The 25,176-nt window shown below is 40.7% G+C and carries 21 protein-coding genes; 1 reads left to right on the forward strand and 20 read right to left on the reverse strand.

Translation table 11 applies throughout. The features are described from left to right. Positions 1-251: 251 nt before the first annotated feature. The 4 genes from AYJ08_RS01945 to AYJ08_RS01960 form a co-directional block, all read right to left on the reverse strand. Complete coding sequence (locus AYJ08_RS01945) at positions 252-1,622, reverse strand: MATE family efflux transporter (protein WP_064016378.1); 1,371 nt, start codon at positions 1,620-1,622, stop codon at positions 252-254. Positions 1,623-2,604: 982 nt separating this feature from the next. Then, positions 2,605-5,325: an HlyD family secretion protein gene (locus AYJ08_RS01950; RefSeq protein ID WP_064016379.1), complete on the reverse strand. Its 2,721-nt coding sequence runs from the start codon at positions 5,323-5,325 to the stop codon at positions 2,605-2,607. A 134-nt stretch (positions 5,326-5,459) separates the two neighbouring features. Beyond that, complete coding sequence (locus AYJ08_RS01955; protein WP_064016380.1) at positions 5,460-8,723, reverse strand: S-layer homology domain-containing protein; 3,264 nt, start codon at positions 8,721-8,723, stop codon at positions 5,460-5,462. A gap of 415 nt (positions 8,724-9,138) precedes the next feature. Beyond that, a complete protein-coding gene (locus AYJ08_RS01960) occupies positions 9,139-10,305 on the reverse strand; it encodes a TolC family protein (protein WP_064016381.1) in 1,167 nt (388 codons plus the stop codon). Positions 10,306-10,618: 313 nt separating this feature from the next. On the opposite strand from AYJ08_RS01960, the gene AYJ08_RS01965 reads away from it, so the two are divergent. Continuing rightward, the gene (locus tag AYJ08_RS01965) at positions 10,619-11,275 is read left to right on the forward strand and encodes a YigZ family protein (RefSeq protein WP_064016382.1); all 657 of its coding nucleotides are present in this window, start codon (positions 10,619-10,621) and stop codon (positions 11,273-11,275) included. A gap of 479 nt (positions 11,276-11,754) precedes the next feature. Here the strand turns inward: AYJ08_RS01965 and AYJ08_RS01970 are convergent, their stop codons facing one another. The 16 genes from AYJ08_RS01970 to AYJ08_RS02050 form a co-directional block, all read right to left on the reverse strand. Then, a complete protein-coding gene (locus tag AYJ08_RS01970; RefSeq protein WP_064016383.1) occupies positions 11,755-12,870 on the reverse strand; it encodes a glycosyltransferase family 4 protein in 1,116 nt (371 codons plus the stop codon). 14 nt (positions 12,871-12,884) lie between these two features. Continuing rightward, entirely contained in the window at positions 12,885-13,625 is a 741-nt protein-coding gene (locus tag AYJ08_RS01975) for a WecB/TagA/CpsF family glycosyltransferase (RefSeq protein ID WP_064016384.1), read from the reverse strand. 133 nt (positions 13,626-13,758) lie between these two features. Continuing rightward, positions 13,759-14,187: a 3-hydroxyacyl-ACP dehydratase FabZ gene (gene fabZ, locus AYJ08_RS01980; protein ID WP_064016443.1), complete on the reverse strand. Its 429-nt coding sequence runs from the start codon at positions 14,185-14,187 to the stop codon at positions 13,759-13,761. Positions 14,188-14,333: 146 nt separating this feature from the next. Next, the gene (locus AYJ08_RS01985; protein WP_064016385.1) at positions 14,334-14,861 is read right to left on the reverse strand and encodes a CDP-alcohol phosphatidyltransferase family protein; all 528 of its coding nucleotides are present in this window, start codon (positions 14,859-14,861) and stop codon (positions 14,334-14,336) included. Positions 14,862-15,097: 236 nt separating this feature from the next. Then, entirely contained in the window at positions 15,098-15,340 is a 243-nt protein-coding gene (locus AYJ08_RS01995; RefSeq protein WP_231928968.1) for a DNA-directed RNA polymerase subunit beta, read from the reverse strand. 26 nt (positions 15,341-15,366) lie between these two features. Further along, entirely contained in the window at positions 15,367-16,221 is an 855-nt protein-coding gene (locus tag AYJ08_RS02000; protein WP_064016386.1) for a flagellar hook-basal body protein, read from the reverse strand. Positions 16,222-16,239: 18 nt separating this feature from the next. Next, positions 16,240-17,142, reverse strand: coding sequence for a flagellar hook-basal body protein (locus AYJ08_RS02005; RefSeq protein ID WP_064016387.1), 903 nt, complete (start codon positions 17,140-17,142; stop codon positions 16,240-16,242). 12 nt (positions 17,143-17,154) lie between these two features. Beyond that, positions 17,155-18,162: a rod shape-determining protein gene (mreB, locus tag AYJ08_RS02010; RefSeq protein WP_018669762.1), complete on the reverse strand. Its 1,008-nt coding sequence runs from the start codon at positions 18,160-18,162 to the stop codon at positions 17,155-17,157. 96 nt (positions 18,163-18,258) lie between these two features. Next, positions 18,259-18,543 (reverse strand): sporulation transcriptional regulator SpoIIID, encoded by a 285-nt coding sequence (gene spoIIID / locus AYJ08_RS02015; RefSeq protein WP_003334276.1) that lies wholly within the window; start codon positions 18,541-18,543, stop codon positions 18,259-18,261. Positions 18,544-18,804: 261 nt separating this feature from the next. Next, complete coding sequence (locus tag AYJ08_RS02020) at positions 18,805-19,524, reverse strand: M23 family metallopeptidase (RefSeq protein ID WP_064016388.1); 720 nt, start codon at positions 19,522-19,524, stop codon at positions 18,805-18,807. 86 nt (positions 19,525-19,610) lie between these two features. Continuing rightward, positions 19,611-20,609, reverse strand: coding sequence for a stage II sporulation protein D (gene spoIID, locus AYJ08_RS02025; protein WP_064016389.1), 999 nt, complete (start codon positions 20,607-20,609; stop codon positions 19,611-19,613). A 101-nt stretch (positions 20,610-20,710) separates the two neighbouring features. After that, positions 20,711-21,886, reverse strand: coding sequence for an aminotransferase (locus tag AYJ08_RS02030; RefSeq protein WP_064016390.1), 1,176 nt, complete (start codon positions 21,884-21,886; stop codon positions 20,711-20,713). Further along, positions 21,883-22,383, reverse strand: coding sequence for an Lrp/AsnC family transcriptional regulator (locus AYJ08_RS02035; protein ID WP_003334271.1), 501 nt, complete (start codon positions 22,381-22,383; stop codon positions 21,883-21,885). The genes AYJ08_RS02030 and AYJ08_RS02035 overlap by 4 nt, the downstream gene beginning before the upstream one ends. 157 nt (positions 22,384-22,540) lie before the next feature. Next, the gene (murA, locus tag AYJ08_RS02040; protein ID WP_064016391.1) at positions 22,541-23,875 is read right to left on the reverse strand and encodes a UDP-N-acetylglucosamine 1-carboxyvinyltransferase; all 1,335 of its coding nucleotides are present in this window, start codon (positions 23,873-23,875) and stop codon (positions 22,541-22,543) included. Between the two features lie 20 nt (positions 23,876-23,895). Then, on the reverse strand, positions 23,896-24,645 hold the full coding sequence (locus AYJ08_RS02045; protein ID WP_064016392.1) for a YwmB family TATA-box binding protein: 750 nt from the start codon (positions 24,643-24,645) through the stop codon (positions 23,896-23,898). Between the two features lie 75 nt (positions 24,646-24,720). Beyond that, positions 24,721-24,960, reverse strand: a complete 240-nt coding sequence (locus AYJ08_RS02050; RefSeq protein ID WP_003342326.1) for a DUF1146 family protein — start codon at positions 24,958-24,960, stop codon at positions 24,721-24,723. Positions 24,961-25,176 lie beyond the last annotated feature (216 nt).

Consider the following 25,176-nt stretch of genomic DNA (forward strand, 5'->3'; position numbering starts at 1 on the left):
AACTTCAGTTTATTTAACCAATGGTCAATTAATGATTTCATTATATCTTTAATTTCCTTTGCTTGTCAAAGGGCAATATCCGTTATTTCCCTCATCGTATCCCAAAGAACAGACAACCTATTCAAGTTGTTTCCTTATTATATAATGCTTTACGCAGGCCGATCTTATGATCTATACTTCATTACGTCTTTGTACAAAAAAAACGAGCGTAAAGCTCGCTCGTCTCTTTTGTCATGTATGATGCTGTATTTTTATTCGGTATTACCCTCGCTGGTCATTCTCGCGGTTTTCCTCTGCAAATGCAACAATCGCCACATTAGGAAAATAGCCCCAACGGCAAGACCTACAATTAAACCAATCCAATAGCCGAATGCACCTAAATCGGTAATTTGTACCAATAAAAAACCGAGTGGTAAACCAATGACCCAATATGAAATCAAAGCAACAATAAAAGTAATGTTTACGTCCTTATAACCGCGCAGCGCTCCTTGAATAGGTGCGGCCACCGCATCAGACAGCTGGAAAAAGATGGAATATAATAAGAAGTGCTGAGCCAGTTCAAATACTTCAATGTCATTCGTGTAAAGGGAAGCCACTTCTTTGTTGAAGATAACCAAAGCTGCTGAAAATAATAACCCCAGTGCTACGGCAATACCAATACCTAAAAAACTGTACTGACGTGCATCCTTCATTCGTTTTGCCCCTACCTCATGACCAACCACAATCGTTAATGCCATGGCGATACTCATCGGTATCATATATAGGAAGGAAGCAAAATTCATTGCCACCTGATGGGCAGCAATCGTAATGGTATCGAATCGGCTCATCAGCAGGGTAACAGCCGCAAAAATACTGGTCTCAAAGAAAATCGAAAAACCAATCGGCAAGCCTAATTTTAAAATTTCTCCCCATGTCTTAAAGGAGAGCTTATGAAGTTTACTAAACAATCCGTACTCTCTAAAATTCCCAACGCGTAAAATAACAAAATAAGTAATCACCAAAATAATCCAATAAGTAATAGCCGTCGCTACCCCTGCACCAACCCCACCTAATCGTGGCAAGCCGAATTTACCGAAGATTAACAAGTAATTTAATACAACATTAATCGGTAAAGAGATGAGGGAGATAAACATAGTGACTCTAGTCTCACCCAAAGCGTCGATAAAGCAGCGCAAAACAGTGTAGACAAAAAGCGGAATGATACCAAAAGCAAGTGCCAATAAAAAGTTCTGAGCAACCCGGTGCACCTCTGGTTCCAGCTTCATGCCGCCCAGGATGGAAGGAATGGCAAATATACCAATCACAATGACAGAGAGAGCGATTGCCACACCTAGGTAGATTCCTTGAAAAACAATATAAGGAACCTTCTCCTTCTTCTGCGCCCCAATCATTTGAGCAACGATTGGAGTGACCGCCAACAGAATTCCGTTTAACCCGGTAAAAACAGGCGCCCATATACTAGTCGCAATGGCTACGCCCGCTAAATCATTCGCCCCCGCATGTCCTGACATAATCGTATCAAAAAAGGACATTGCAAAAAGAGCCACCTGTGTAACCATGATTGGCAACAAAATGAGTAAAAAATGTTTCGATTTTTGAGATAAGTTGTAAGTTTGATTCATAATTGACCCCTGTATTTTTTTGGATAATTATAAAGTCTAATTATAACATAGTTTGGGTTTTTTATTGGTAGTTTATGTGAAGATAAAGCCTTTTGCAATAAGATATAGGATATGAATTGCATTTTACCTAGTTTATTACAATTTAGTCTATAAATTAGTACAGTTTTTCTTGTTTGGAAAAACCCCCCATTGTCGAAGAGCTTAGAAACAACCTAACTGGTGTAGATAACTTTAAGTATAAAGTAGTTGTTTCAAAAAACAATGAAAAGTTTACATTTGTCTAGTAACCGTTACAGTTTTGGTTGATCAAGTAGTTATTAGGGCGACTGGATTGGAATTGTTGAAAAACGGCTACTGCAATTGGCAAAGCATACGAAACCCTTGAATCAAAGTCTAAACATATGGAACCCTTGGTCAAAGTCTAAGCATCTATCAGTAGCCTTACTTACCGTCATATATTCCAAGTGGGAAAAGGCTTCAAATATAAGCTTGTTACTCTTTAAAAATATTTTCAATGATCTAGCTGCTCCAAAAGGAAGAGTTGATGTAAACATAATTGTGAAACGCTTGAAATTTACGACCCCTATGAGTTAGATAGATATATGAAATCATAGGGATATAAGTAGTTTTGGGGAAAAATTTATAGAAGGCTTACGGGGAATTTTACAGAGAAATCATAGTTGATCACCTTCCGTAACAATATATGAGGAGGAGAGTAATCTAGAGCCTTCAGAAGCATCTCAGAACGTTTCACAGCTAATAGGATTAAAATAAAAAAACGTTATTGTTAAAGAATATAGGAGTATAATGAACTACCTTACTTGTATTTGGTAGTTTGATACGGTGAAAAATTGATTAGGTTGAATGTATTTAGATAAGTAAAGAGCCTCCTAGACTCAGCAGTGAATGCTTTGTCATAGAAGGCTCGTTTCTTCTTTTACTCAAAAGAGTTTATGAAATTATGTTTCTTAAAATTAAAGACTTACTTTATTACTGCATTTTTAAAAGTTTCCGTAGCTGTAGCAAGATCAGCTTTTGCTTGATTCAATTGAGCTTTATTAGAAGCTGCATTATTAAATACTTGTTCTGCTGCTGCAATTGCAGTGTTGTAATCATCTTTAGCGCTTTGCTCATACTGTCCTGTAGCACTTCCAACTACTGCTGCACTGTGGTCAGCTTTAGCATCAGTGATTGCTTGTCCAAGATCTTTTTTAGCTGCTTGTAATTCAGCCGCTTCTTGACCTTTATTATCAAACGCAATACGAGCAGCTTCTACAGTGTTCTTAGCAGTATTTACTTTTCCTTGAAGGGTTGTTTTTTCTGTGCCATCAGCAAGTTTAGCAACAGCTGCATTAGCTGTTTTTACAGCATTTTCAGCAGCAGTCAAATTAGCTTCTACAGTCAAGTCTTTTGCAGCTGCTTCTTCAAGAGCTGTTACTGCTGCTTTTGCAGCTGTCAAATCAGCTGCTGCAGCTTGACCTTTTACTTCTAATTTCACAACTTCGTTATTTAGTTGAACTTTATAATCGGTAGTTTTTACTTTAACCTTAACAGATTTAATGATTAAAGAAGCTGTTCCGTCTTTTTTAACAGGTGTTGACGTATTACCTATACTACTAATTACTGCATCATTATCACTTAAGAAATCAAAATCTTCTACAGTAATATCGGATGCCTCAGCACCTGTGAAGGTAACTGCAAAGAGGTCTTTAAGATCAATATTCTCTTTAATTGTTGATCCTTTAGTTACATCAACACTAATAGTTCCTTTAGTCAAAGATACTTTTGGAAGTTCTTTTGTATCTTTTACTGTGAACTTATCAGAGAATAGTTGGTAAGCAGTGTTTTTATCTGCACCCATTTTAACAGTTACAGTGTATTCTTTTCCTGCTTCAAAGATGTCTTGAGTAGCATCAATTTTTGCAGTAGTAGCAATTTCTTTACCAGCTGCATCTGTTACAGAGTAGAAAAGACCATTTGTAATCTCTTCTGCTTGGTTACCTTTATCGTCTACACTAAACACTTTAAGTTCCATTTCGGATTTAGCGTCTGTGTTAGCCTTGTTTTTGTCAAGTTCTTTTTCAAATCCATTTACCTTAAAGTCAGCTACTTGACCAGCTTTTTCAACTTTTACAATCAATTCAGCTTTAATTTGATCATTTAGAGACAATTCGATAACAGCTGTTCCTTCTTTACCATCTACAGGTTCAATGGTAATAGAATGTTCTGTACCGTTAACTGCCTGTTCTTTAACCAATGGCTTGATCAAATCTTGCCCAGATTTAGGTTGAACAAATACCTTACCATCGTATGCAACGTCATTACCATATTGGTCTTTAAATTTCACCACTACAGTTTTAGTTGTACCAAGAGAAGATGAAACCGTTACTTCAGTTTCTTTCAACTCAAGTTTGCTAGTTACAGCTTTAGCAACTGTTTTGATTTCTACAGTTTTTGAGTAAAGAACTTTTCCATCTGCTTTTACAACGGAAATTTTAACTGGTGTTAAACCATCTTTAATTGGAGTTACTGTTCCTTCTTCACGATCAACTAAAGCAACAGTTTTGTCAAGAGACTCATATTGAGGTTTAATATCAGTATATTTATTACCAAACTGATCTTTCAATTCTGTATGGAATTTGAAAGCAGGACTAGCATCTGCAGTTACTACAGTGTTTTGCTTGTATTCAGAACTGTCAAATGTTGGGACGCTAGTGGAAACAGTCCAATTGATTAGATCCATTGGCTTAGGATCTTCAGCTTTTACAGTGATTTTTTCACTCTTAACTACAGTGCCATCGTCTTTAGTAACAGTTACATATACGAATGCGATTGCACCATCAGTATTTAGTGTAATATTGCCTTCATTATCGATTGGAGCAGTAGCTTCGAATTTTACTTTAGCTTTATTTTCAGCAGTTACATCTACACCTGCTGCATCAAGCAATTTGTAAGTAATTTTTTTGTCAGCAGCCTTAGTTGATACTACTTGAGAAGTTTGTACTTCAACTTTAGCTACTTCTCCAACTACGAAGTCGAAATCTTTAGAAGATGTCTTATCTCCAGCTTTTACAGTTGCAGTATAAGAACCTTTTGTCAAAGATTGATAGAACTCAACAGTTGCAGATTTTTTATCATCAGACAAAGTTACTGCTTTAACATATTCTTTGTTTCCAGTATCTTTGTTTACTACTGTTACATCTTCTTTAGCAATAGCTGCAACAGCTTGAGCGAAAGTTACTTTAACAGTTGTGCTGTTAATTGCACTTACGCTTTCAACTTTCAAATCACCAGTAGGTTGTTGTCCATCTTGCTCAGGTACTTTGTTCTTTTGGGAATCTACAGTACCGTCTTCAAGAACAGTGTGGAAGCCATCTGCGCCACCGATTTTGTCAAAGTCAGCACCTGTAGCTACACGGAAAGCGTCTTTGCCTGTTTGTCCATTATCGATTGCATCAACAATGTCTTTAAGAGATGCTACTTTACCTTGTGGGTTTACAAACAATACTTGATCTTGAGTAAGAGAAGATTTGAATGCTTCTTCTTTAAATTTAGCAGCTACGTCTGCATTAATTAATGCATCTGCTCCATAGTATTTCGTAACATTTCCACCAAGGTAATAACCAGTGGAAGCAGCGAATGCGGATGTTGCCATGCTAGTTACTAGCGCTGTAGAAAGTACTGATAGGACTACTTTTTTCACTTACTACCCCTCCAAACAGGATTTATTGTTGGATTTCTAATATATAAATAAGTACAAGTACTGTAAATTACAGCCAATCATTAGGCAGATCAGAGGGATTTCCTCTGATCTGCTTCATGATTATTGGTCAAAAATTACTTAGCAGAAAGTTTTACTTCTGTAGAGTAAAGTTTTTTACCAGCTTTGTATGCTGTTACAGTAGCTTTTTTCTCAACAGTGTCTACGAATAGACCAGCAGAGAATTTAGCACCGTCTTTTACAGTTACAGTTTTTGTTTCAGAACCGATTTCGATTTTCACTTCATCAGCATCTTTTGCTTCACCTTTAAGTGTACCAGCTACAGAGTAGAGGTAAGTTTCACCAGGGTATTTTTCATAGTTGCTGCTTGTGAAGTCGATATCAGCATCGTCTTGACCTGGATCTGGTTTTTCACCATTCCATTTTTGTTTTAGGAATTGATCCATTAGGGTTTCTTTGTTTTCATCTTTCTTCAGGTAACCCTCAGTTTTTGCATCGTCAGTGCTGATAACATACAATACATAATCGATATCGTCAGAATCGTCATCAGTATCAACTAGTACTACATAGTCATCAGTGTCAACTCCGCCAAGATCTTTACCGTCTTTGTCGAAGTAAACAACGTCTTTGTTAAGTCTTACGCTTTCTTTCTTAGAATCTGCAGTGTTGAAGTAGATCTTCTTAGATTCTGTTTTTGTTACAAGTGCAGGAATAACAGCTTCTACACCAGCATCTTCAAAGTCAGAAGTTTTGATAGTTTGGTATTTGTACTCGTCACCGCGAGCGTTAACGATGATTTTAACATCATCCTCTTCGATTAGCTTGTCGCTATCTACGCTGTAACGGATGAAAGTTTTCTCAAGCTTATCGCTGTTGTCACCATCATATTTGAACTCGTCTTCAACCCATTTGTTGTTTTCATCACGGTGTTTGATTTTTAGGTAGTCTGTGCTTCCTTTAGTGTAAGCTTCAGTAACCACACCAAACTCAGAACCAGATGCAAGACCTTTGGAATCTACAACGAATACTGCTTCTAGATCGCTACCGTCTACAGTGTAGTAAACTTCAGCGTCTTTCTCAGCAACGTCTTTCCATTTCAAGATCTTAGGACTTTTCAGTTCAGGTTTGCTACCGGAAGAAGTAAGATCTTTAGTTCCATCGATCAAGACAGTGCTGCTAGTGTATTCATACGTTTTACCGTTGATTTTAACTGTCTCATCGCTCTTCTTGGAGTTTTTGCTCCATTCAGATTTAGATAGAGATTTTACTTTAGAAGGGTCTTTCATTTCAACTTTTTCAATATCACCGTTTGCATTCATTTCAATTTGTGCAAGGATGAATTTTTTGTCGTTGGACAAAGTTAGGTATTCTTTAGCAAGTTCGTCTTCTTTTTTCTTCAAGTCGCTGAACTTGTCGCCTTTTTCGTTTTTGATATATTTGCCTTCTAGTTTAACAGAAGTAGTTTTACCTTTTTCAGTGAAAACTTTGAAGACATATCTATCGTTGACGTTATCCCAAGTACCGGAAGTGGAGATAACAGCCAATTGTTTGCGATCGTTAGCTTCATATCCTTCGATGTGGCGAATACGGCCTACAGCGTCAAGATAGATTTTAACTTTTGTACCTTCAAGGTTCTTAACATCATCAGAAGAGATATTGTCTTCGATTTCCTTGTCTTTGTCTTTCGCGAAAGAAGCATTTCTGAAACGGTATTCTTTACCGTCGATGCTGATGCGGTAGTCGCTTTCAGACTTCGTACGAACTTTTTCAACTTTACCTTCAACTACAGTACGGTTAGCGAAGATTAAAAGTTTGTCTTTGTTACCGTCTGCACGGTATGCATGGTAAACGTCCATTTCTTTAAGGTCAGCCAATTTAGCTGGTTTACCATCCAAGAATACTAGGTAGTCAACGCCTTCTTTTTTACCGTCAAGAGATAGATCTTTACCTACCAAAGTAGTGATCTTCTTGTCAGATACTTTTTTGATTAGCTCAGAACCGAAGTGGTTGTTTACCCAGTTTTGGTCGCCACTGCGATCGTCAACGATGCTTAGGTAACGAACTTCATTCTTAGTGTTAAGAACTAGCTTAACAGAATAAGCATCGTCAGCTTCTAGCAATCTTTGTAGAGCATCTTGTACATCAGATGCTTTTGTAGCGCGCTCAAAGTTGAACGTTACAGTTACATCTTCAGCCAAATCGTATTTTTTCTCGCTGTCAAGTTCTAGAGTAAGTTTCTCGAACTTGTCTTTTTTGATTTGGTCTTTGTCTTTAGAAGGAGACAATTTTTTACCATTAACATGGATAGCTTTGTATTTATCGAAAACAACTGTTTCGTCTTCGGAACCTTCCATCCATACTACAGTGTTGTCTTTGTCTTTGATCCATACTTGTACGCGTTGACCAGCGTAGTCGTTAGCATTGATGCTGTCAGCAACTTTGTACTTCACTTTGTTGAAGAAAGATTTGCTGTCAGAAGTCAATTCTACTTCGTTGTATTTCAAAGATCCAAGACCGATTACTGGTACGTTAGAAACTGAAGGAAGATCTTCAGGTTTGTTACGATCAGTCATAGTCCATTTTGTATCGTAAACATGTACATGTAGGTACTCAGTTAGAAGGTTCTTACCAGCAAGAACTTCGTGATTGTTGTTAGATCCAACAGTTGTTTGTTTCATTAGGTCAACGCGAAGAGAGTTGTCTAACATCTTCAATACGTCACCACGAACAGCTGGTTTGTTAGGATCGATAGTTACGCCATTGGAAATTCCCAAAGTGGACGCTTGTGCGATGAAGTTGTTTGGCCAAGTACCTTTTTGAAGTGCCATTGGCTCATAACCTAGTGCACGCACCAACATAGTAGCTGCTTCAGCATATGTTACTGTGTTGTTTGGACGGAAAGTTTTGTCTGGGTAACCTTTTGCAAGGTCTTCGCTAACTGCGATGCTAACCCAACCTTTGAACCAGTCAGTAGCAGTAACGTCTTTAAAGAATGGATTGAAAGTTGCAGTGTTTGCAGCTTGCTCAAGTCCACGAGCACGTACCATCAAAGTAGCGAACTCAGAACGTTTGATTGTTTGGTCAAGGTTAAGGTTACCTTTTTCATCCCCTGCAGCCAAACCAAGTGCTTGCAAACGCTTGATAACTTTCTCCATGCTTGGATCTAATTGTGGTGCAGTAGTTTTTGTTTCTTCTGTAGTTTTTGCCGCTTCTTCTGCTCCTGCAACAACAGGAACTACGGATAGTGCTAGTGCACTTGCCAATAAGCTATTAACAACCTTTTTCATAACCTTAGGTTCTCCTCCTCTAGTATATAACAATTGATTTTGGGATATCTTATTACTAGTTGTCTCTTTCTTTTTCCAGCCCGAATCCTGCAAGCGCGTTTCACCCCCTTTCGCAGGATCGCATATAGAAAGAACAAAATCCTTCATAAATTACGCAAAACTAGCGAATCATGTCATAAAAGTGCAACAGTCATTAGTGTATCATAGTTGCTAGACTTCGTGAATCCTTTTTTAGGAATCTAACCGTAATTACTTCGACATACTATTAAACGCATAGGATTTTAAAAAGTTGCGGTCGTTGCATACATTTTTTTAAAAAAACTTTTCGTAAGTTGATAATTCTGGGTAATTTGAGTCACAAAGGTAATTATAATTATCGAATTTCCAATTGTCACCTACAATCTTTTTCCATTTTTGCTACCGCATACCAAAAAGAGGGGATAGAATAATCTATCCCCTCTTTGACTGTTTGCCTACAAACAGTTGGTAATTCCCCTATTTTTGTGTTTTATTGACCTTTAGGTGATTGCAAAACTGCATTCTCGTATGACATCACAGCCAGGTTTAGCTGATGCAAATTCTTTTGATAGTTGTTTTCCGCCTTAGATAGCTCTTCCTCAGCAGTAACTACCTCAACTGCTGTTGCCAAGCCGTTCTCGAAGCGTAGCTTGGTTAAACGATAGTTCTCTGCTGCAGCTTCTGTACCCTTTTTAAGGGCTTCTAGTGCAGTTTTAATTGAATTTAGGTTGTAGTAGGACTGCATGAGATCCACTTTAACTTGATTTTGTGTTTGTGTTAAAGCTAATTTATTTGTTTCGTAGTCATTCTTAGCTTTTTGGCCCCCGAATCCAGAGAGGATCGAGTACTTCTCAATGACTTCCAGCTCTTTTTCTGTGTTTGTAATTTCTTGTTGAGCAGTCAGGATGTCTACATGTTCTTTTAATGCTTTGGCGATTGCTTTTTCAACATCCATCACTTCTACATTTTCACTTGTTTGTTTTGTCAGCAGGTTCCATTTTTTATTCAGGTCTACACCCATAAATTTGTTAAGCTCTAGTCTGGCGATGTCTTTTGCAGACTCAGCTTGAGCAACTGCAGCCTTAGCCTGAGCTACCCCTGTTTCTGCTTGCAGTACTTCCGTTTTTGCACGTGTACCTACACCAAATGCTGCATTAGCAATTTTCAACTGAGATTCGGAACGTTCCAAGCTTTGTTTTTTTAATGTTAAATCATCCTCAGCATTTAACAAATCAAAGTATAGTTTCTCTGCACCTAACTTAAAGCTACCCTCAGAACGTTTCAAGGCAAGCTTCCCAAGCTTCTCCTGCCCCTCCGCTTTAACCGTTCCTACATATTTACTAGTCGCAGTGCCAACATCTTCAATCATGCCTTCCTTGATTTTAGTACTAGTGAAAGCAGCCGCATTTGCGCCAATCATCGCATTATCTACAAGAATCTTTGCTTTTTTATAGTCCAGATTATTTTCTAATGTAAGCTGTACCGCTTTTTCAACAGTAAGATCGTTAGCTCCTACTTCTTGTTCTTTCTTAACAGTCACTTGTTGAGTTGTTGCTGGTGCTGTTGTAGTGGCTGCCGCAGCAAGTCCACTGCCTGAGGTCATAACCATCGCTGCTACTGTTAGTGCAACCCATTTTTTTGAATAAGGAAAATTCATATCTGTACACTCCTTCTCTCTTACCATTCGATTTATGAAACTCTCTCGTCTATCTACATTAGTACCATACCATATTTGGCGTAAATTGGTCTCTGGCAAATCATTCGTATTTTGTTACAGATTTGCTTAGACCTTGATTTGCCATGCATCCTAAGTCTTGCATACAATACTCAGGTCTCTTATGCAGATTGCTTATATTGCAAGTGCATTTTTCCTTGTACTCATTTACAATACGTCTACTATCTGCAAAAAATTACACATCGTTTGCAAGGTTCTCTGTTTCTCGTTATGCTGGTAGCATGAGGTGATGCAAATGTTACAACATTATAAAACCCTGGCTGGCTACGGAGAAGATGAGATCGTTATTGAACGATCCCGCTTCATTGGTTACGCACAGCGTGTAACTACAGAAGAAGAAGCGACTGCTTTCATCGCTATGATAAAGAAAAAGCATTGGGATGCAACCCATAACTGTTCTGCATTCATCATAGGGGAGAATGACCAAATCCAACGTTCTAGCGACGATGGTGAACCAAGCGGCACAGCTGGAAAGCCCATATTAGAATGCATCAAGAAAAATGGGGTAAAAGATACGGTTGTTGTCGTAACTCGCTACTTTGGTGGTATTAAATTAGGGGCAGGCGGGCTGGTACGTGCTTATACAGCAGGTACGGTCACTGCATTGAAAGCAGCCGGCATCGTTGCCCACATTCTTCACCAAGAAGTAATCATTTCATTGGATTATCATTGGTGGGGGAAGGTGGAAAACGAGCTGCGACTGGGAAATCACCGGGTAGCAGGTATTGATTACGCCGATTCCGTAACCGTTCGGGTACAGTTACCACAGGGAGAGGAAGCAGCCTTTATCGAACGAATCACAGATCTTACAAATGGTAAGGCTTCACTGACTCTCGGAAATAAAGAGTATGTAGAGCTACCTGTCGAAGCCATTCAGGAAGATACCGAATAAAAAAGGTATGACATCTTGAAAGATTATACAAAACCAGTATCTACTTACTATACGCATAAAACCATTTGAAGGTTGCACCTTCCTGTTAGACAAATGGTTTCCTATACAACTATATAAGGATTATTTGTGAAATACTAGACCTTACTCGTATGAACAAGCACTTGCCAAATTGCGGCAGGTGTTTTTTATTTCTAACTTTGCATCTATATTAATGAAGGAAAATTTACAGACAAAGATTTATTTCTTAAAAAAATCAAACACGCAACAGTTCATTTCTCGCTTATTTTCAGTCTTACCACATACATAACTCGTTCTTATCTGTCCACTTTTCTCTCCTAATGTCTAGGAGATGATAGATGATCCATCAATTTTGTGTCACTACCTGCTAAATCTTGGGCTCCATGTATATCAAGCGTAATTTTTTTACACCCGTGTCTAATACAAAAAAAGAGCCGCTGATTGAAGAGCGGCTCTTACATTTATTGACCTCGACGCATCGAGTTGCTTACTTTTAATTTTAAACGTTCATAAGCATTGAGGATTGGACGGTGCTTACGGCCAACCAAGCCTACAATTTCGGTCACCATGTGAATGACAAACCCTAAAACAGCCAGAATAATAAGCGTCATCCAAATGGTATGCTGTGCGTTGGTTACTTTTGTAAGCAGGATAGCTGCTCCGCCAAAAAACGCACTCATTCCATAGATTGTGATAACTGTTGTTCGATGGGAGAGTCCCATATTCAGCAAGCAGTGATGCAAGTGCCCTTTATCTGCACTGGAAATTGGTTTGTTATTCAGAATACGGCGTACAATCGCGAAGAACGTATCCCACAACGGAACCCCCAGAACCACAATTGGAATGATAAAGGAAACAAATACCGCTTCTTTAAAGCCCATAATGGAAAGAGCCGCTAAATTAAATCCTAAGAATAACGCTCCTGTATCACCCATAAAAATTTTGGCTGGATGGAAGTTAAAATAAAGGAAGCCAATGATTGCTCCAAGCAAAATGAAGCAATACATCGCAACACCAGTGTCCTTCATGATAATGGCCATAACACCCATAGTAGCTGTGGCAATACCAGACACACCAGCAGACAGTCCGTCTAATCCATCAATTAGATTAATGGCATTAGTAACTCCAATAATCCATATCATCGTAATAGGGACGGCTAGTACAGCTAACCAGCCTGTGGAGAAGTCTAAGCCAACATCCCCGAATGGAAGATTCACTACTCCAATCTTCAAGCCAAACCCTATCACGACAACCGCTGTTCCGATGATTTGTCCAAGCAGCTTCCACTTAGGGGACAACTGATACTTATCATCGAGAATCCCGGTGATTAGCACAATCGTTCCACCTATAAAGATTCCCAGCATTTCATTTGTTAAAGGCTTTAAGAAAATAAACAGCGCAACTACAAATCCTATAAAAATCGCAAGTCCACCCATGCGCGGCATAATTTTGGTGTGTACTTTTCTATCGTTGGGAGCATCAACTGCTCCAATTTTTATTGCTAGTTTTTTTACATATGGTGTAGCGATAAAAGCCACAACCATCGCAGTCAGCAGTCCGAAGACATAACCAGACATGATGTTTCCCCTCTCTACTGAGACTCGGAACGTTTTTTCAAACGGCTCCACAGCACTGTGGCGACAAAGTGTGGTATTGCCAGTTGTCTTCTCCATCTCGATGGATCTTTTAGTAAGCGATATAGCCATTCCAAGTGTAATTGCTGCCACATTTGTGGGGCACGTTTTACTTTACCAGAAATGACATCTAAGCATCCTCCAACTCCCATAGCAAGTGAAACAGGAAGCCCATCCCAGTATTTTGCTATCCATTCATCTTGTTTTGGTGCACCCATGGCTACAAATAGTAAATTTGGTTTCTTTTCTTGTATATCTGCGACAATTCTGGCCTCTTCCTCAGGCTTAAAATATCCATGTTGTCGACCAACAATGTTTGCTTGTGGAAAACGTTCCTGTAGAACTTCAGCCGCTTTCTCATTTACATCCGGCGAAGCCCCTAATAAATAAACTCCCCAATGATTTTCATTGGCTTGTATCATGAGATGCTCTAATAATTCAACACCTGTAACACGTTCGCGTATCGGGGCGTTTAACCACCGAGCTGCATAAATAATTCCAATGCCATCTGGCACTACATAGGCTTGTTCCATCAAGCGTGCCATGTTTTTGTTTCCTTGAGATAGCATCACGATTTCTGGATTGGCGGTAACGACGTGTGTACGCTCCCCAAGTTTGACAAGATCGGTCAAATGCTGCACCGTATCCTGCAAACCTTTAGTAGAAAACGGAACCCCCAGGATTCGCGCGACTTTCATAATATATGCCCCCACTAATTCTATTATGTAGGCCTTAAAGAGACAGGTTGCACGTAGCCAATTTTACTCTAAAAGAAAGGCACATTCAAGATCAATTCCAGAATGTGCCCATGTTCTTCTTTGTCTAATTTGCTTATTTATTGGCGATGGCAAACATAATTTCGCCTTCTGCCACTACTTTTTCGCCAACTCGCGCTACTGCATTTCCTTTTCCAACAGTACCGCGAACCCTTGTCATTACTACCTCTAACAGCAATGTGTCACCTGGCGTTACTTGTTCTTTAAAACGGAAATTGTCAATACCTGCAAAGAAAGCTAATTTCCCTTTATTCTCTTCTTTACCCAAAATTGCTACTGCACCGACTTGAGCAAGTGCCTCCACAATTAAAACGCCTGGCATAACAGGATAGCCGGGAAAATGCCCCTGAAAAAATGGTTCATTTATCGTTACATTTTTCAATCCAACAGAGCGTTTCCCATATTCCACTTCTACAATTCGATCCACTAAAAGAAATGGATAGCGATGGGGGATGATCTCCTGAATTTGTACAGCATCTAAGATTGTTGGATATTCCACGCGTCTTTCCTCCACTTCCATATTTTCACTAGCTATGCTATGTATGTGAGTTGTTTGATCTACTTACAATATAAGTACTCCCTTGTCTTGTCCCAATCAGGACGAGGGTTTCCTATAAAGGGGCACTTCGGTTACGGAGTGCTCTTTTCTCCTATATCCTTGTTTAACAATAATACCTTCATTAAATAAATGGCACTGGTCAAAATGGAGAACAAAATAACGATCCATAAAAATAATTCACCATATGTGTATCGAAACATGATGGAAGTAAACACGATATAAAATAACACGGTGGTTACCTTCCCATAAATATTAGCCGATACGAGCTTCTTTCCACGAAAATGAAAAAATGCAGAAAGAATAATCATTGCTAAATCTCGTAAAAAGAATACGGATGCAGCCCAAATGCTGATACGACCAGACAGCAAGAACGAAAAGATAACGGCTAACATCATCAATTTATCGGCTAGTGGATCGAGCATTTCACCTGTCGCAGTAGTCATTTTATAAGTACGTGCAATATATCCATCCACCACATCCGTAAGGCCTGCGAAGATAAGAATGAAATAGGCCCAGATAATATGGTCGGAAAAGAACACAATCAGGTAGATCGGGACCAATGCGATGCGTAAAAGAGTTAACGCATTAGGAACATTCACCGAGCATACCTCCGTTTATTCCGGCTCTATAGCAAGAGCGAGAAGAGTATTTTCCAGAGAAAATGGTTCATCTTATGTTCACACAAGCAATTCTCATTATACCCTTTTCAGCGAACAAACAGCAACTAGGAGTAGGCAAGGAATCAAATTCCTTCCCTTTTTGCACCCTCATTATGAAAAAAGAAGCCCTCTTCCCCTACAGAAAAGGACTTCTATCTGATCACGCTTGTACTTTATTAATTTGAAAACATCAAATCGTAAATATGCTTGTACGTCTCAAACTGGAATGCTTGGGATAGAGGCATCTTTCCCACGACAGAAAACCCGATACCAAGGCCTATCGCAAGAGAGATAAATAACAGGATAGGCACCATGGCTACTTTTACAAGCACTCTTGGGAAGCTCCTACCTTTTTTCGACTTTACCTCTTTTGCATCCAACTCTTCACGTTGTGTGTTACGTCCTCTCACCTGGTTCACTGCTTGGGGTCCTCCTTACTAATTTCCTATCGGCTACGTAGCATATTTGCTGTACTCATCATCTGATCGCTAATTGATAGCGCACGTGCATTAAATTGGTACGCCCGTTGAGCTAACATAAGCTGAGTCATTTCGTGATTCAGCTCTACGTTTGAAGTTTCCAGCATGCCTTGGCGCAGTTGACCTTCACCAGCAGCATAATCAATTCTGGTCATACCTGCCAAATCAGCGGCGTTATTCGTAATACGTAGATTATTTTGACCTACTCGCTCATATCGATCTTGGTTTTTAATCTTAAATAAAGGAATTGTACTGGTAGATGCTGACTTTCCATTAACAAGGATTTCACCGTGATCGTTGACAGTAATTTGCCCGCCTTCCGGGTCATCAATGTCAATTTCAATGCCTGAAGCGTCGACAAGCACTTCACCAGTAGCCGTTAGCAGATTATACCGCTCATTTGCATTCTTTTGCAAATGGAAATTACCATTACGTGTTGCATAGTACTCTTCAACAGGGCGTCCATTGCGGAAAATGACTTGTCCGTTTTCATCCATCATTTGCTTGCGGACCATAAACATGCCGTCGCCTTCAATCATAAGATCAGTGGGAACTTCTGTCGTACGCACTGCACCTTGCTTTAGATTGGTACGGGTCATGCCCAGCTTCACACCGCTCCCAATAGAGATGCCCGCTGGTGTATTGCGATTGACTTGATCCGTAACTGGTTGTTTGTCCATAGTGTCTGACAACAACTCGGAAAAATCTGCGCTGCTCCCCTTAAAGCCTACAGTGTTCACATTAGCAATGTTATTTGATGTAACGTCAAGCACCTGTTGGACAGCACGCAGGGCAGATGTAGAAATATTTAATGATTGCATGCAGGCTCCCCTTTTCTATTAGGTTACACGTCCAACTTCATTTGCGGCCTTATCCATCGTACCGTCCAATGTGGTAATTACCCGCTGATTTGCTTCATACGCTCTCATTACCGTCATCATGTCAGTCATTGTACGGGTGGGATCAACATTGGCACGCTCAATCCATCCTTGTCGGATAGCATAGCGCCCAGTGTCAGTGCCTTCAAGAGCTTGTACATCCTCAGGATTTTGCGGACGAAATACATTGTTTCCCTCGCGCACCATTTGATAAGGATTATTTGCTTTTACAAGTCCTAATTGACGTGTCGTACCGTCTGACAGGTGAATGAGTCCATCAGCATCAATCGTTATTTTCCCATCTAACAGACCCGTGTCATCGCTAATCTGAATAGGACGATTATCATTTCCCAACAGATAGTAGCCATCAGAATTCACCAGATATCCTTGGGGATTTACATTCCAATTCCCATTGCGTCCATAGCGAATTTGTTCCGCTGTTGCCGTCCCGTTTGCGTTTTCCAATTTAGCTACACTAACAAATAGCTTAGGCTGAACTGGTTTCCGATTAAAGAGGGGGGCATTTTCTGGGATTGGCAGGTTATCCGTCAAAGCAACATCATACGGATTATTGCTCTCAGCAATATCCCCTTGAATAAAGTTAGAAATCGATTCAGACATATAGACACCTTGATGCAGTCTGCCGATTTGTACGGCATGCCTGTCAATCTTCGGGTAGCCCTTTACCTCAGGACCTTCCTCATCATTCATACGCATCAACAGCTCTTCAGGAAACGCGCGCAGCACGCCTTCATTCTGCTTGTATCCTGGTGTATTTATGTTGGCCAAATTGTTAGCCAACGCCTCTTGACGGTTCTGCAATGCCACCATGCCGGAGCCGGCCGTGTATAGCCCTCTAATCAAGAGAACTCCTCCTTATCCAAAAAACTTTTTACGACTAGGAAGCTTATCCAGATAATCAAGCATCAAGCCTGTTCCTTTGGCTACGCAGTTCATGGGTTCTTCTGCAACCAATACAGGTACCTTCAGCTCGTCCATCAGCATTTGATCTAAACCGTGCAGGAGCGCTCCTCCGCCGGTCAAGAAAACTCCCTTATCAATAATATCGGCAGAAAGCTCTGGAGGTGTTCGTTCTAAAACATTTTTTGAAGCTTGTACGATCTGACTCACTGATTCAGCCAGGGAAGTCTGTACCTCCTGCGAACGAATCGTGATGGTTTGCGGCAAGCCACTTACCATATCACGTCCGCGGATGTCCATTTCATCCTGGCGTGAACCATAGACAGTTCCGATCTGCACTTTGATGTCTTCAGCCGTCCGTTCTCCGATTAACATTTTATATTTACTCTTTATGTACCTCATAATGGCTAGATCGAATTTATCACCAGCTACTTTGATCGATGAGGCGGTGACGATATCTCCCATGGATAGAACCGCTACATCCGTGGTTCCACCGCCTATATCAACTACCATATTGCCAGATGGTTGGTAAATATCCATTCCAGCTCCGATAGCTGCCACCTTTGGTTCTTCTTCAATGAACACTTCACGTGCCCCTCCACTTCGCTCAGCAGCCTCACGGATTGCTTTTTGCTCAACAGATGTAATATTGGTTGGGCAGCAGATAAGAATACGAGGACGTGCGAAAAAGCTTTTTGCTCCGATTTTAGCCATAAAGTGTTTTAACATTGCTTCTGTAATCTCGAAATCAGCTATAACCCCATCACGCAAAGGACGAATCGCAATAATGTTTCCTGGTGTACGGCCGACCATACGATGTGCTTCGTTCCCGACAGCCAAAACCTTTTTGGTATGATCATCTATTGCTACTACGGACGGTTCATCTAAAACAATGCCTCTGCCTTTTACATAAATTAACACATTGGCAGTTCCTAAGTCGATTCCAATATCTTTACTCAACATGAAAGGGCCTCCCTGTACTTACTAACCTCGCTACCTAATACTATAGGAATTATTTCGGAAATGTACAAGGAAAACCTTCATTAGATGAAATATTTCTTACACGCTCTCTTCCTGCTCTCTGCGAGCCTTTTTATTCTTGCGCTTATACTTGATTTTGGTAGCCTCTCCACCACGTAAATGACGAATTGCTTTATGATATTCTAAAATCTCTTTTACTTGGTTAGCCAGTTCGGGATTAATTTCTGGCAGCCTTTCCGTCAAATCCTTGTGTACCGTACTTTTGGACACTCCAAACTCCTTGGCGATCATGCGAACCGTATTGCGGGTTTCCACAATATATCTGCCTATTTTAATGGTTCGCTCTTTGATGTAATCGTGCACGCCCCTCGCCTCCCAGCATCAAATTGTCTGATACAATATATGGGTTGAGGGGGACACATATTCTACATATCCTCATGTGACAAGCCAACAAGTACCCATCTTTTTTTGAGGGGTTGTACACTAACTCGGCATTTATCCGCGCCACATCTAGGGTTTGGCTGCTTTTACACAACAACAGACTCGCCATAAAAAAAGAGCTGAGATTTCTCCCAACCCTTTTTTCCTAAGGCTATGCGACAGCTGTACTGAAACATTTTCCGTTTATTGCGGTTGTGCTTCTTTTAAAAACTTGTGCGGATCAACGGAGTTTCCATCCATGCGAACTTCAAAGTGGAGATGTGCTTTTGCATCCTTCTCAAATACATTACGCCCTGCTGTACCGATGATCTGCCCTTGCTTGACTTCATCATTTTCCTTCACGGTAACTTTCTCCAAGCTCTGATATACACTTACCAGCTTATTGGCATGCTCGATTTCCACTAAATTTCCTACCAATTGATCATTGTAAACTTTCATAACTTTCCCGTCACCAGCAGCTGCTACATCAAATCCTTTACCGTTCGTAGAGATTAAATCAATCCCTGTATGCGGTACGAAAGAATCGTTAAATTTGACTAATGACTTAGATTGTTCATCAGCATTCGCTTCTTCATTAAAGAAACCCATGCCAATCTCATACATGACTTCTTTTGCTACCGGCCACGCAAGTGTCGGTGTCGTGTTGTTTACCGCAACAGCTTCCTCGTTCTCATGAACAGTAGCTGGTTTGTTTTCACCATTGACTACTGTCACCTTGTCAATTTGTTGTGGAGTCTTGGTTGCTTGATTTAGTAAGCTTCCTTGATACCACATCACGAATGCTAGGATAATTGCTGCTGTACCGATGTAGATAGCTGGGAATGCCCATTTTTTGCCTAGGATACTTCTCCATTTTGACTTTTTCATAGAAACAGGTTGTTTTTGATTTCTTTTATCTTCCATTTTGATCACCTCATCCCTCAGTATCGCCAGTTTTTTGACGTATAAACCTGAGAAACAAGGGAAAACTAAAAAAATTTTCTCACACCTTATACTTTCATAACCTTCTGATAATCTTGCAGGGTAATTCCTTTATAGTAGTATTTCACAATCTGCTCTGCTGATTTACCTGCTTTCGCCATACCATTGGCTCCCCATTGACTCATGCCTACTCCATGACCGTAGCCTTTTGTGGTGATCACTACATTTCCTTGTTTGATTTTCATAGAAAATGAACTAGAGGATAAACGTAGCTTTTCTCTTATTTCCTTTCCACTAAACTCCTTTTCCCCTACTTTAATACGTCCAATCCGGTTACCGGCTGTTCGCTCCTCAATGGAATACCAATTGCCATCAGAAGCAGTCGCCACAATCATTACACCTAGCCTTTGTTGAAATTGTTCAATTGGAATCTGAACGCTTTGTTCATACCTAGGAGAATCAATATCCCAAGGACTAGCTACACTCCGCAAATAGGGAATGCGGGATGACCAGTAATCCTCTGCATTCTCGGTAAATCCATTACTGGTTGAAAAAAAGGTAGCTTCAATTGGCTTACCTTCATAGGTTAGTACTTTGCCAAGAGTGCCTTTAACAGCTTGATGAATCCGATTTTGCTTCCACTCATACTGCTTTCCCCATATTTTCTTTCGCTCTGCTTCTCCTAAGAAGGCTTGGTGCTTCACTGTATCAAGAACATGAGCTCCCTTAGGTACATCTTTAAAATCATTCTCCGCCAATCGCCGGACAATATAGGTTCGAGCTGCCATTGCTTGGGCTTTCAGTGCCTCTAGCTCAAATTCGGCTGGCATTTCCGCCGCAACCACACCCTCGATATACGTCTCTAGCGGCATTTTTTCAATCTTATTTGATTTGCTACGAAAGACATTTATCTGAGGCTGGTTGTCCGAATAGGATTCACCCTGCTGTTCCACCATCACAACAGGGGCTACTGCTGGATCGGGCGTGTGATACATGACTAGAGCCGCCGGTACAAAAACAAGGAGAATCGGTAGAGCGAAGATGAGAAAAAGAAGGTAACGCCTCATAAAAAAATCCCCCTGCCTTTTCAACTAGACAACCTGCTGCTGTACTAGTCTATGAATGAAGGCAAGAGGATAGAACGATTTACAAGATTAGAAAAAGCAAGTTAAGAGAGACGTTCTACGAAGCGACTCATACGCTCTAGCGCCCTCTCCAATTGTTCAAAGGATGTGGCATATGAGCAACGAATATATCCCTCTCCACTAGTACCAAATACATCGCCTGGAACAACTGCTACCTTTTCTTCCATTAGCAACCGCTCTGCAAATTCAGCGGATGCTAATCCAGTAGAAGCGATAGATGGGAAGGCATAGAAGGCTCCCGCTGGTCTATGGCATGAAAGCCCCATTTCAGAGAAGCTTTTTACAACAAAGTTACGGCGCTGGCCATAGCTCTCTACCATACGATCTACATCGTCACGCCCTCCACGCAAGGCTTCCAGGGCTCCCATCTGTCCAGTAATCGGGGCACAAAGCATCGTATATTGATGGATTTTTAACATACCCTGCAATAAATCTTCCGGAGCACATACATAACCAAGACGCCAGCCTGTCATAGCAAAAGATTTAGAGAATCCAGAAATTAGAATCGTACGCTCCTTCATCCCTGGTAAGCTCACAATACTCTCATGCTTTTGGTCAAAGGTTAGTTCAGCATAAATTTCATCAGAGAGGACGAGTAAATCATGCTTGGTTAAGATCGGCTCTAATTCCTTCCATTCCTCCAAGCTCATAATGCTGCCAGTCGGATTGTTCGGATAACAAAAAATAATCGCGCGAGTTTTCTCCGTAATTTTGGCTTCTAGTTCCTGTGGTGTCAGTTTAAATTGGTTTTCTGCATACGTGTGTAAAAAGACAGGCACTCCACCAGCTAAACGAATGACAGGCTCGTAGGAAACATAGCATGGCTCAACAATTAGCACTTCGTCCCCTGGATTAATAATCGCTCGCAGCGCAATATCAATCGCTTCACTCGCTCCAACTGTCACCATAATTTCTTTGGCAGGGTCGTAGGAAACATCGATTAGCTCCTCTGTGTAGCGCTGAATCTCTTTTCGCAAATCCATGAGTCCTGCATTGGAGGTATAAGCCGTATAGCCGCATTCCAAAGAGGAGATAGATGCCTCACGAATACGCCAAGGCGTCACGAAGTCAGGCTCCCCTACCCCTAGAGAAATGACACCTTCCATAGAAGCTGCCAAATCAAAAAAGCGGCGAATGCCAGAAGGTTTAAGTTCTCCTACGATGGCTGACAAACGGCTTTTATTCGTTACCTGACTCATGGCGTTACCACCATCCTGCGATCGTCATCATTATCTTCTAAAATGGTACCATCGTGCTTGTAACGCTTCAAAATAAAGTGAGTCGCTGTAGAAACAACGTTATCTAAAACAGCTAATTTCTTCGTAACAAAGTTAGCAACCTCATGCATTGTTTTGCCTTCTAATACTACTGAAATATCATATCCAGCTCCTGACATCAGGTATACGGCCTTTACTTCAGGAAAACGCGAGATGCGCTCTGCTACCTTTTCAAAACCAACCTCACGAATCGGTGTTACTTTCACATCAATCATGGCTGTTACATTATGATTATCCTCCACACGATCCCAGTTGATCAGTGCTGGATATTTCACAATAATCTTCTCAGATTGCAGACGCTTAATCTCTGCTTCAATCTCTTCTTCTGTACTATCCAACAAGAGCGCAAGTTGTTTATTGCTCAGTCGGCAATTTTCTTCCAGGAGCATTAGCAGTTTTTTGCTTTTCACAGTCTCCATGATCTTCTTCTCCCATCCATTACATGCTGATTTTGTTATCAGTTTTTTTGCTTATCCATCATCTTACCACGGGTTTCGAACTCATCCCAGTACAAATGTAGAAAATCCCTCACCAAAAGGCAAGGGATTCCCAGACCTATCCAACCTAATTTATACGTTACGCAAAATTAGGAGATAGATTTACTTTCAAGGTTTTCGCTGTTACTTTTTCAGAGCTAGGAGCTGCTTGCTCTTCTACTTTCACACGCTTTACATTTGCACCTAGCATTTGCAATTTTTCAGTGAAGTTCACATAACCTCGGTCAAGGTGATGCAAGCCGCCTACTTCTGTCTCACCTTCAGCAATCAGTCCAGCCAAAATCAGTGCAGCACCGGCACGCAGGTCAGTAGCACTCACTTTAGCACCAGTGAGTGGCACATTACCTTCGACAATTGCACTGCGACCTTCAATTTTGATATTAGCACTCATGCGTCTAAATTCCTCGACATGCATGAAACGATTTTCAAATACAGTTTCCGTAATAATGCTTGTCCCTTCCGAAGCAAGCTGTAACGCCATCATTTGCGACTGCATATCAGTTGGAAACCCTGGATGCGGTAATGTTTTCAAGTCTACTGCTTTCAATGGACCCTTGCGAGTAACACGAACGCCGTTTTCTTGTTCATCAACAGTAACACCCATTTCACGAAGCTTAGCAGTTACAGATTTGACATGATCAGAAATAACTCCTTCAATAAACACGTCTCCACCTGTAATAGCTGCTGCCACCATGAAGGTTCCGGCTTCAATGCGGTCAGGGATCACACAATGTGTGCAGCCCTTCATGCTCTCTACGCCTTCAATTCTAATGGAACCTGTGCCAGCTCCGCGAATTTTAGCGCCCATGCTATTTAAGAAGTTAGCCAAATCTACAATCTCTGGCTCCTCCGCTGCATTTTCGATAATCGTTGTTCCTTCAGCTAGACATGCAGCCATCATAATATTTTCAGTAGCCCCTACACTCGCAACATCCAGATAGATTTTTGCTCCTTGCAGGCGACCATTAACATTCGCTTCAATAAATCCTTGGCCAATCTCAATTTTAGCACCCATCGCTTCAAAACCTTTAAGGTGCTGATCAATTGGACGCGTACCAATCGCACATCCACCAGGCAACGCAATACGAGCTTTTCCTTTACGCGCAAGCAAAGGTCCCATCACAAGGAATGATGCTCTCATTTTGCGTACCAATTCATAAGGCGCTTCTACACCCTTTAAATCAGTCGCATTAATGGTTAACATTTCATTTTGATATGTAATGTCAATTTGCAGGGTTTTAAGCAATTCACAAATTGTATGGACATCATCCAATCCAGGAACGTCATGAATGATAGATATTCCTTCTTCTGCCAAAATAGATGCAGCAATAATCGGTAGAACCGCATTCTTCGCACCAGAAACCTTTACGTTTCCTGCTAATGCCTTACCACCGCGGACAATAATTTTTTCCAATGTTATACCCCTCCGCGTGCTTAGTATTCCGCTGTGATGATAGGTGTCCCTAACGTGATCCTAGTCAATTGGTTCAACGAATCTACATGTGTCGCTACTTGCACATTCATTTTCTGATCGTTGGTTATTATATACGGCTTCCATTGCGTGGTAAAGCCCGAAATACTAGTCACAGATTCATCCTGTAATCGCTCAACTTCTTTTGCTTGGAGGAGGGCAAAAACCTTATTAATTCTAGCCTCCTGCCAACCATCACTCAGTGTATCACTGTATATTCCGCGAATACAAGTGCTAAATTGCGGAATCAGACCCCTTCTTTTGGTCTCAGCCACAACTTTTTCATACGCTCTCTCAATATCTTGCGCATGAATCCGCTTCCCTTCCAACGAGATCACCAAATATACGCTGATGTTATGGGGCTCAGGTAATCCTATCAAGCGAATATGAAGCTTGGTTTGACCCACTTTTCCTTCGGTTTGATAGATGAGCTGTTTTCCCTCTGCGGTTACTGCTTGTGCAGAAGGCATCCCCAGAATACCGCTCCATTCATGACCGAGAGAAAGAAACTCTGTAGCAGTGCTAAGAGGTGCAAGCCGTATACTGGTCCGATGCTCAATGTCGGTTATGGTAGCCTCAGTGGCTTCGGCAGCTTCTATTAACTGCGTTGCCACAGATGCTTTGGTTACTTGTGTCCAATAGGAAAATCCACTTGCAACAAACAGCCCAATAAACGACAAGACAACATAGACCATAGATATGTGCTTTTTCATTCTTTCCCTCTCCCCGTACACTTTTTCTATATCTTAATAGTCATTGTGTACGTAAAATTGGAGGGTTATACCAATCTACTGAAACAATTGATTCAGTAACAGAGAATAACCTAAATAGTCCATGAAAAAACGTGCTACTCCATGTCCGATAACAATGGAAAGCAAGATTTGTAACAGCTTGGTCTGGGCACTATCTGCACGTTTTACAAATAGATCAAAGCGAAAAGCTTGTATAGCCCACCAGCTAATACCTATACAGATGACAGAAATAAGAATCATCATCAAGGAGTAAAGTCCATTTGAACCGAGCAACAAAACTCTCACTTCTTTCTATAAACTCATTTTTCATTTTTGTAATGTTTCCCTGCGTGAATTCTTTTACTACTTTACCATAGACCTGTTGGCATTGAAAGGAAAAGGCGCTAGATATCATAGAGATGTTAGAAACTTTATAGGTATTAAAAAAATTAACGATTTCTCAGCCTCTGATCCATTAGTAGGACAGAACAAACATACGCTTTTTCTAATAAA

Origin of the sequence: Brevibacillus sp. SKDU10, from assembly GCF_001645205.1 — a bacterium.
Classification (GTDB): Bacteria; Bacillota; Bacilli; order Brevibacillales; family Brevibacillaceae; genus Brevibacillus_B; species Brevibacillus_B halotolerans.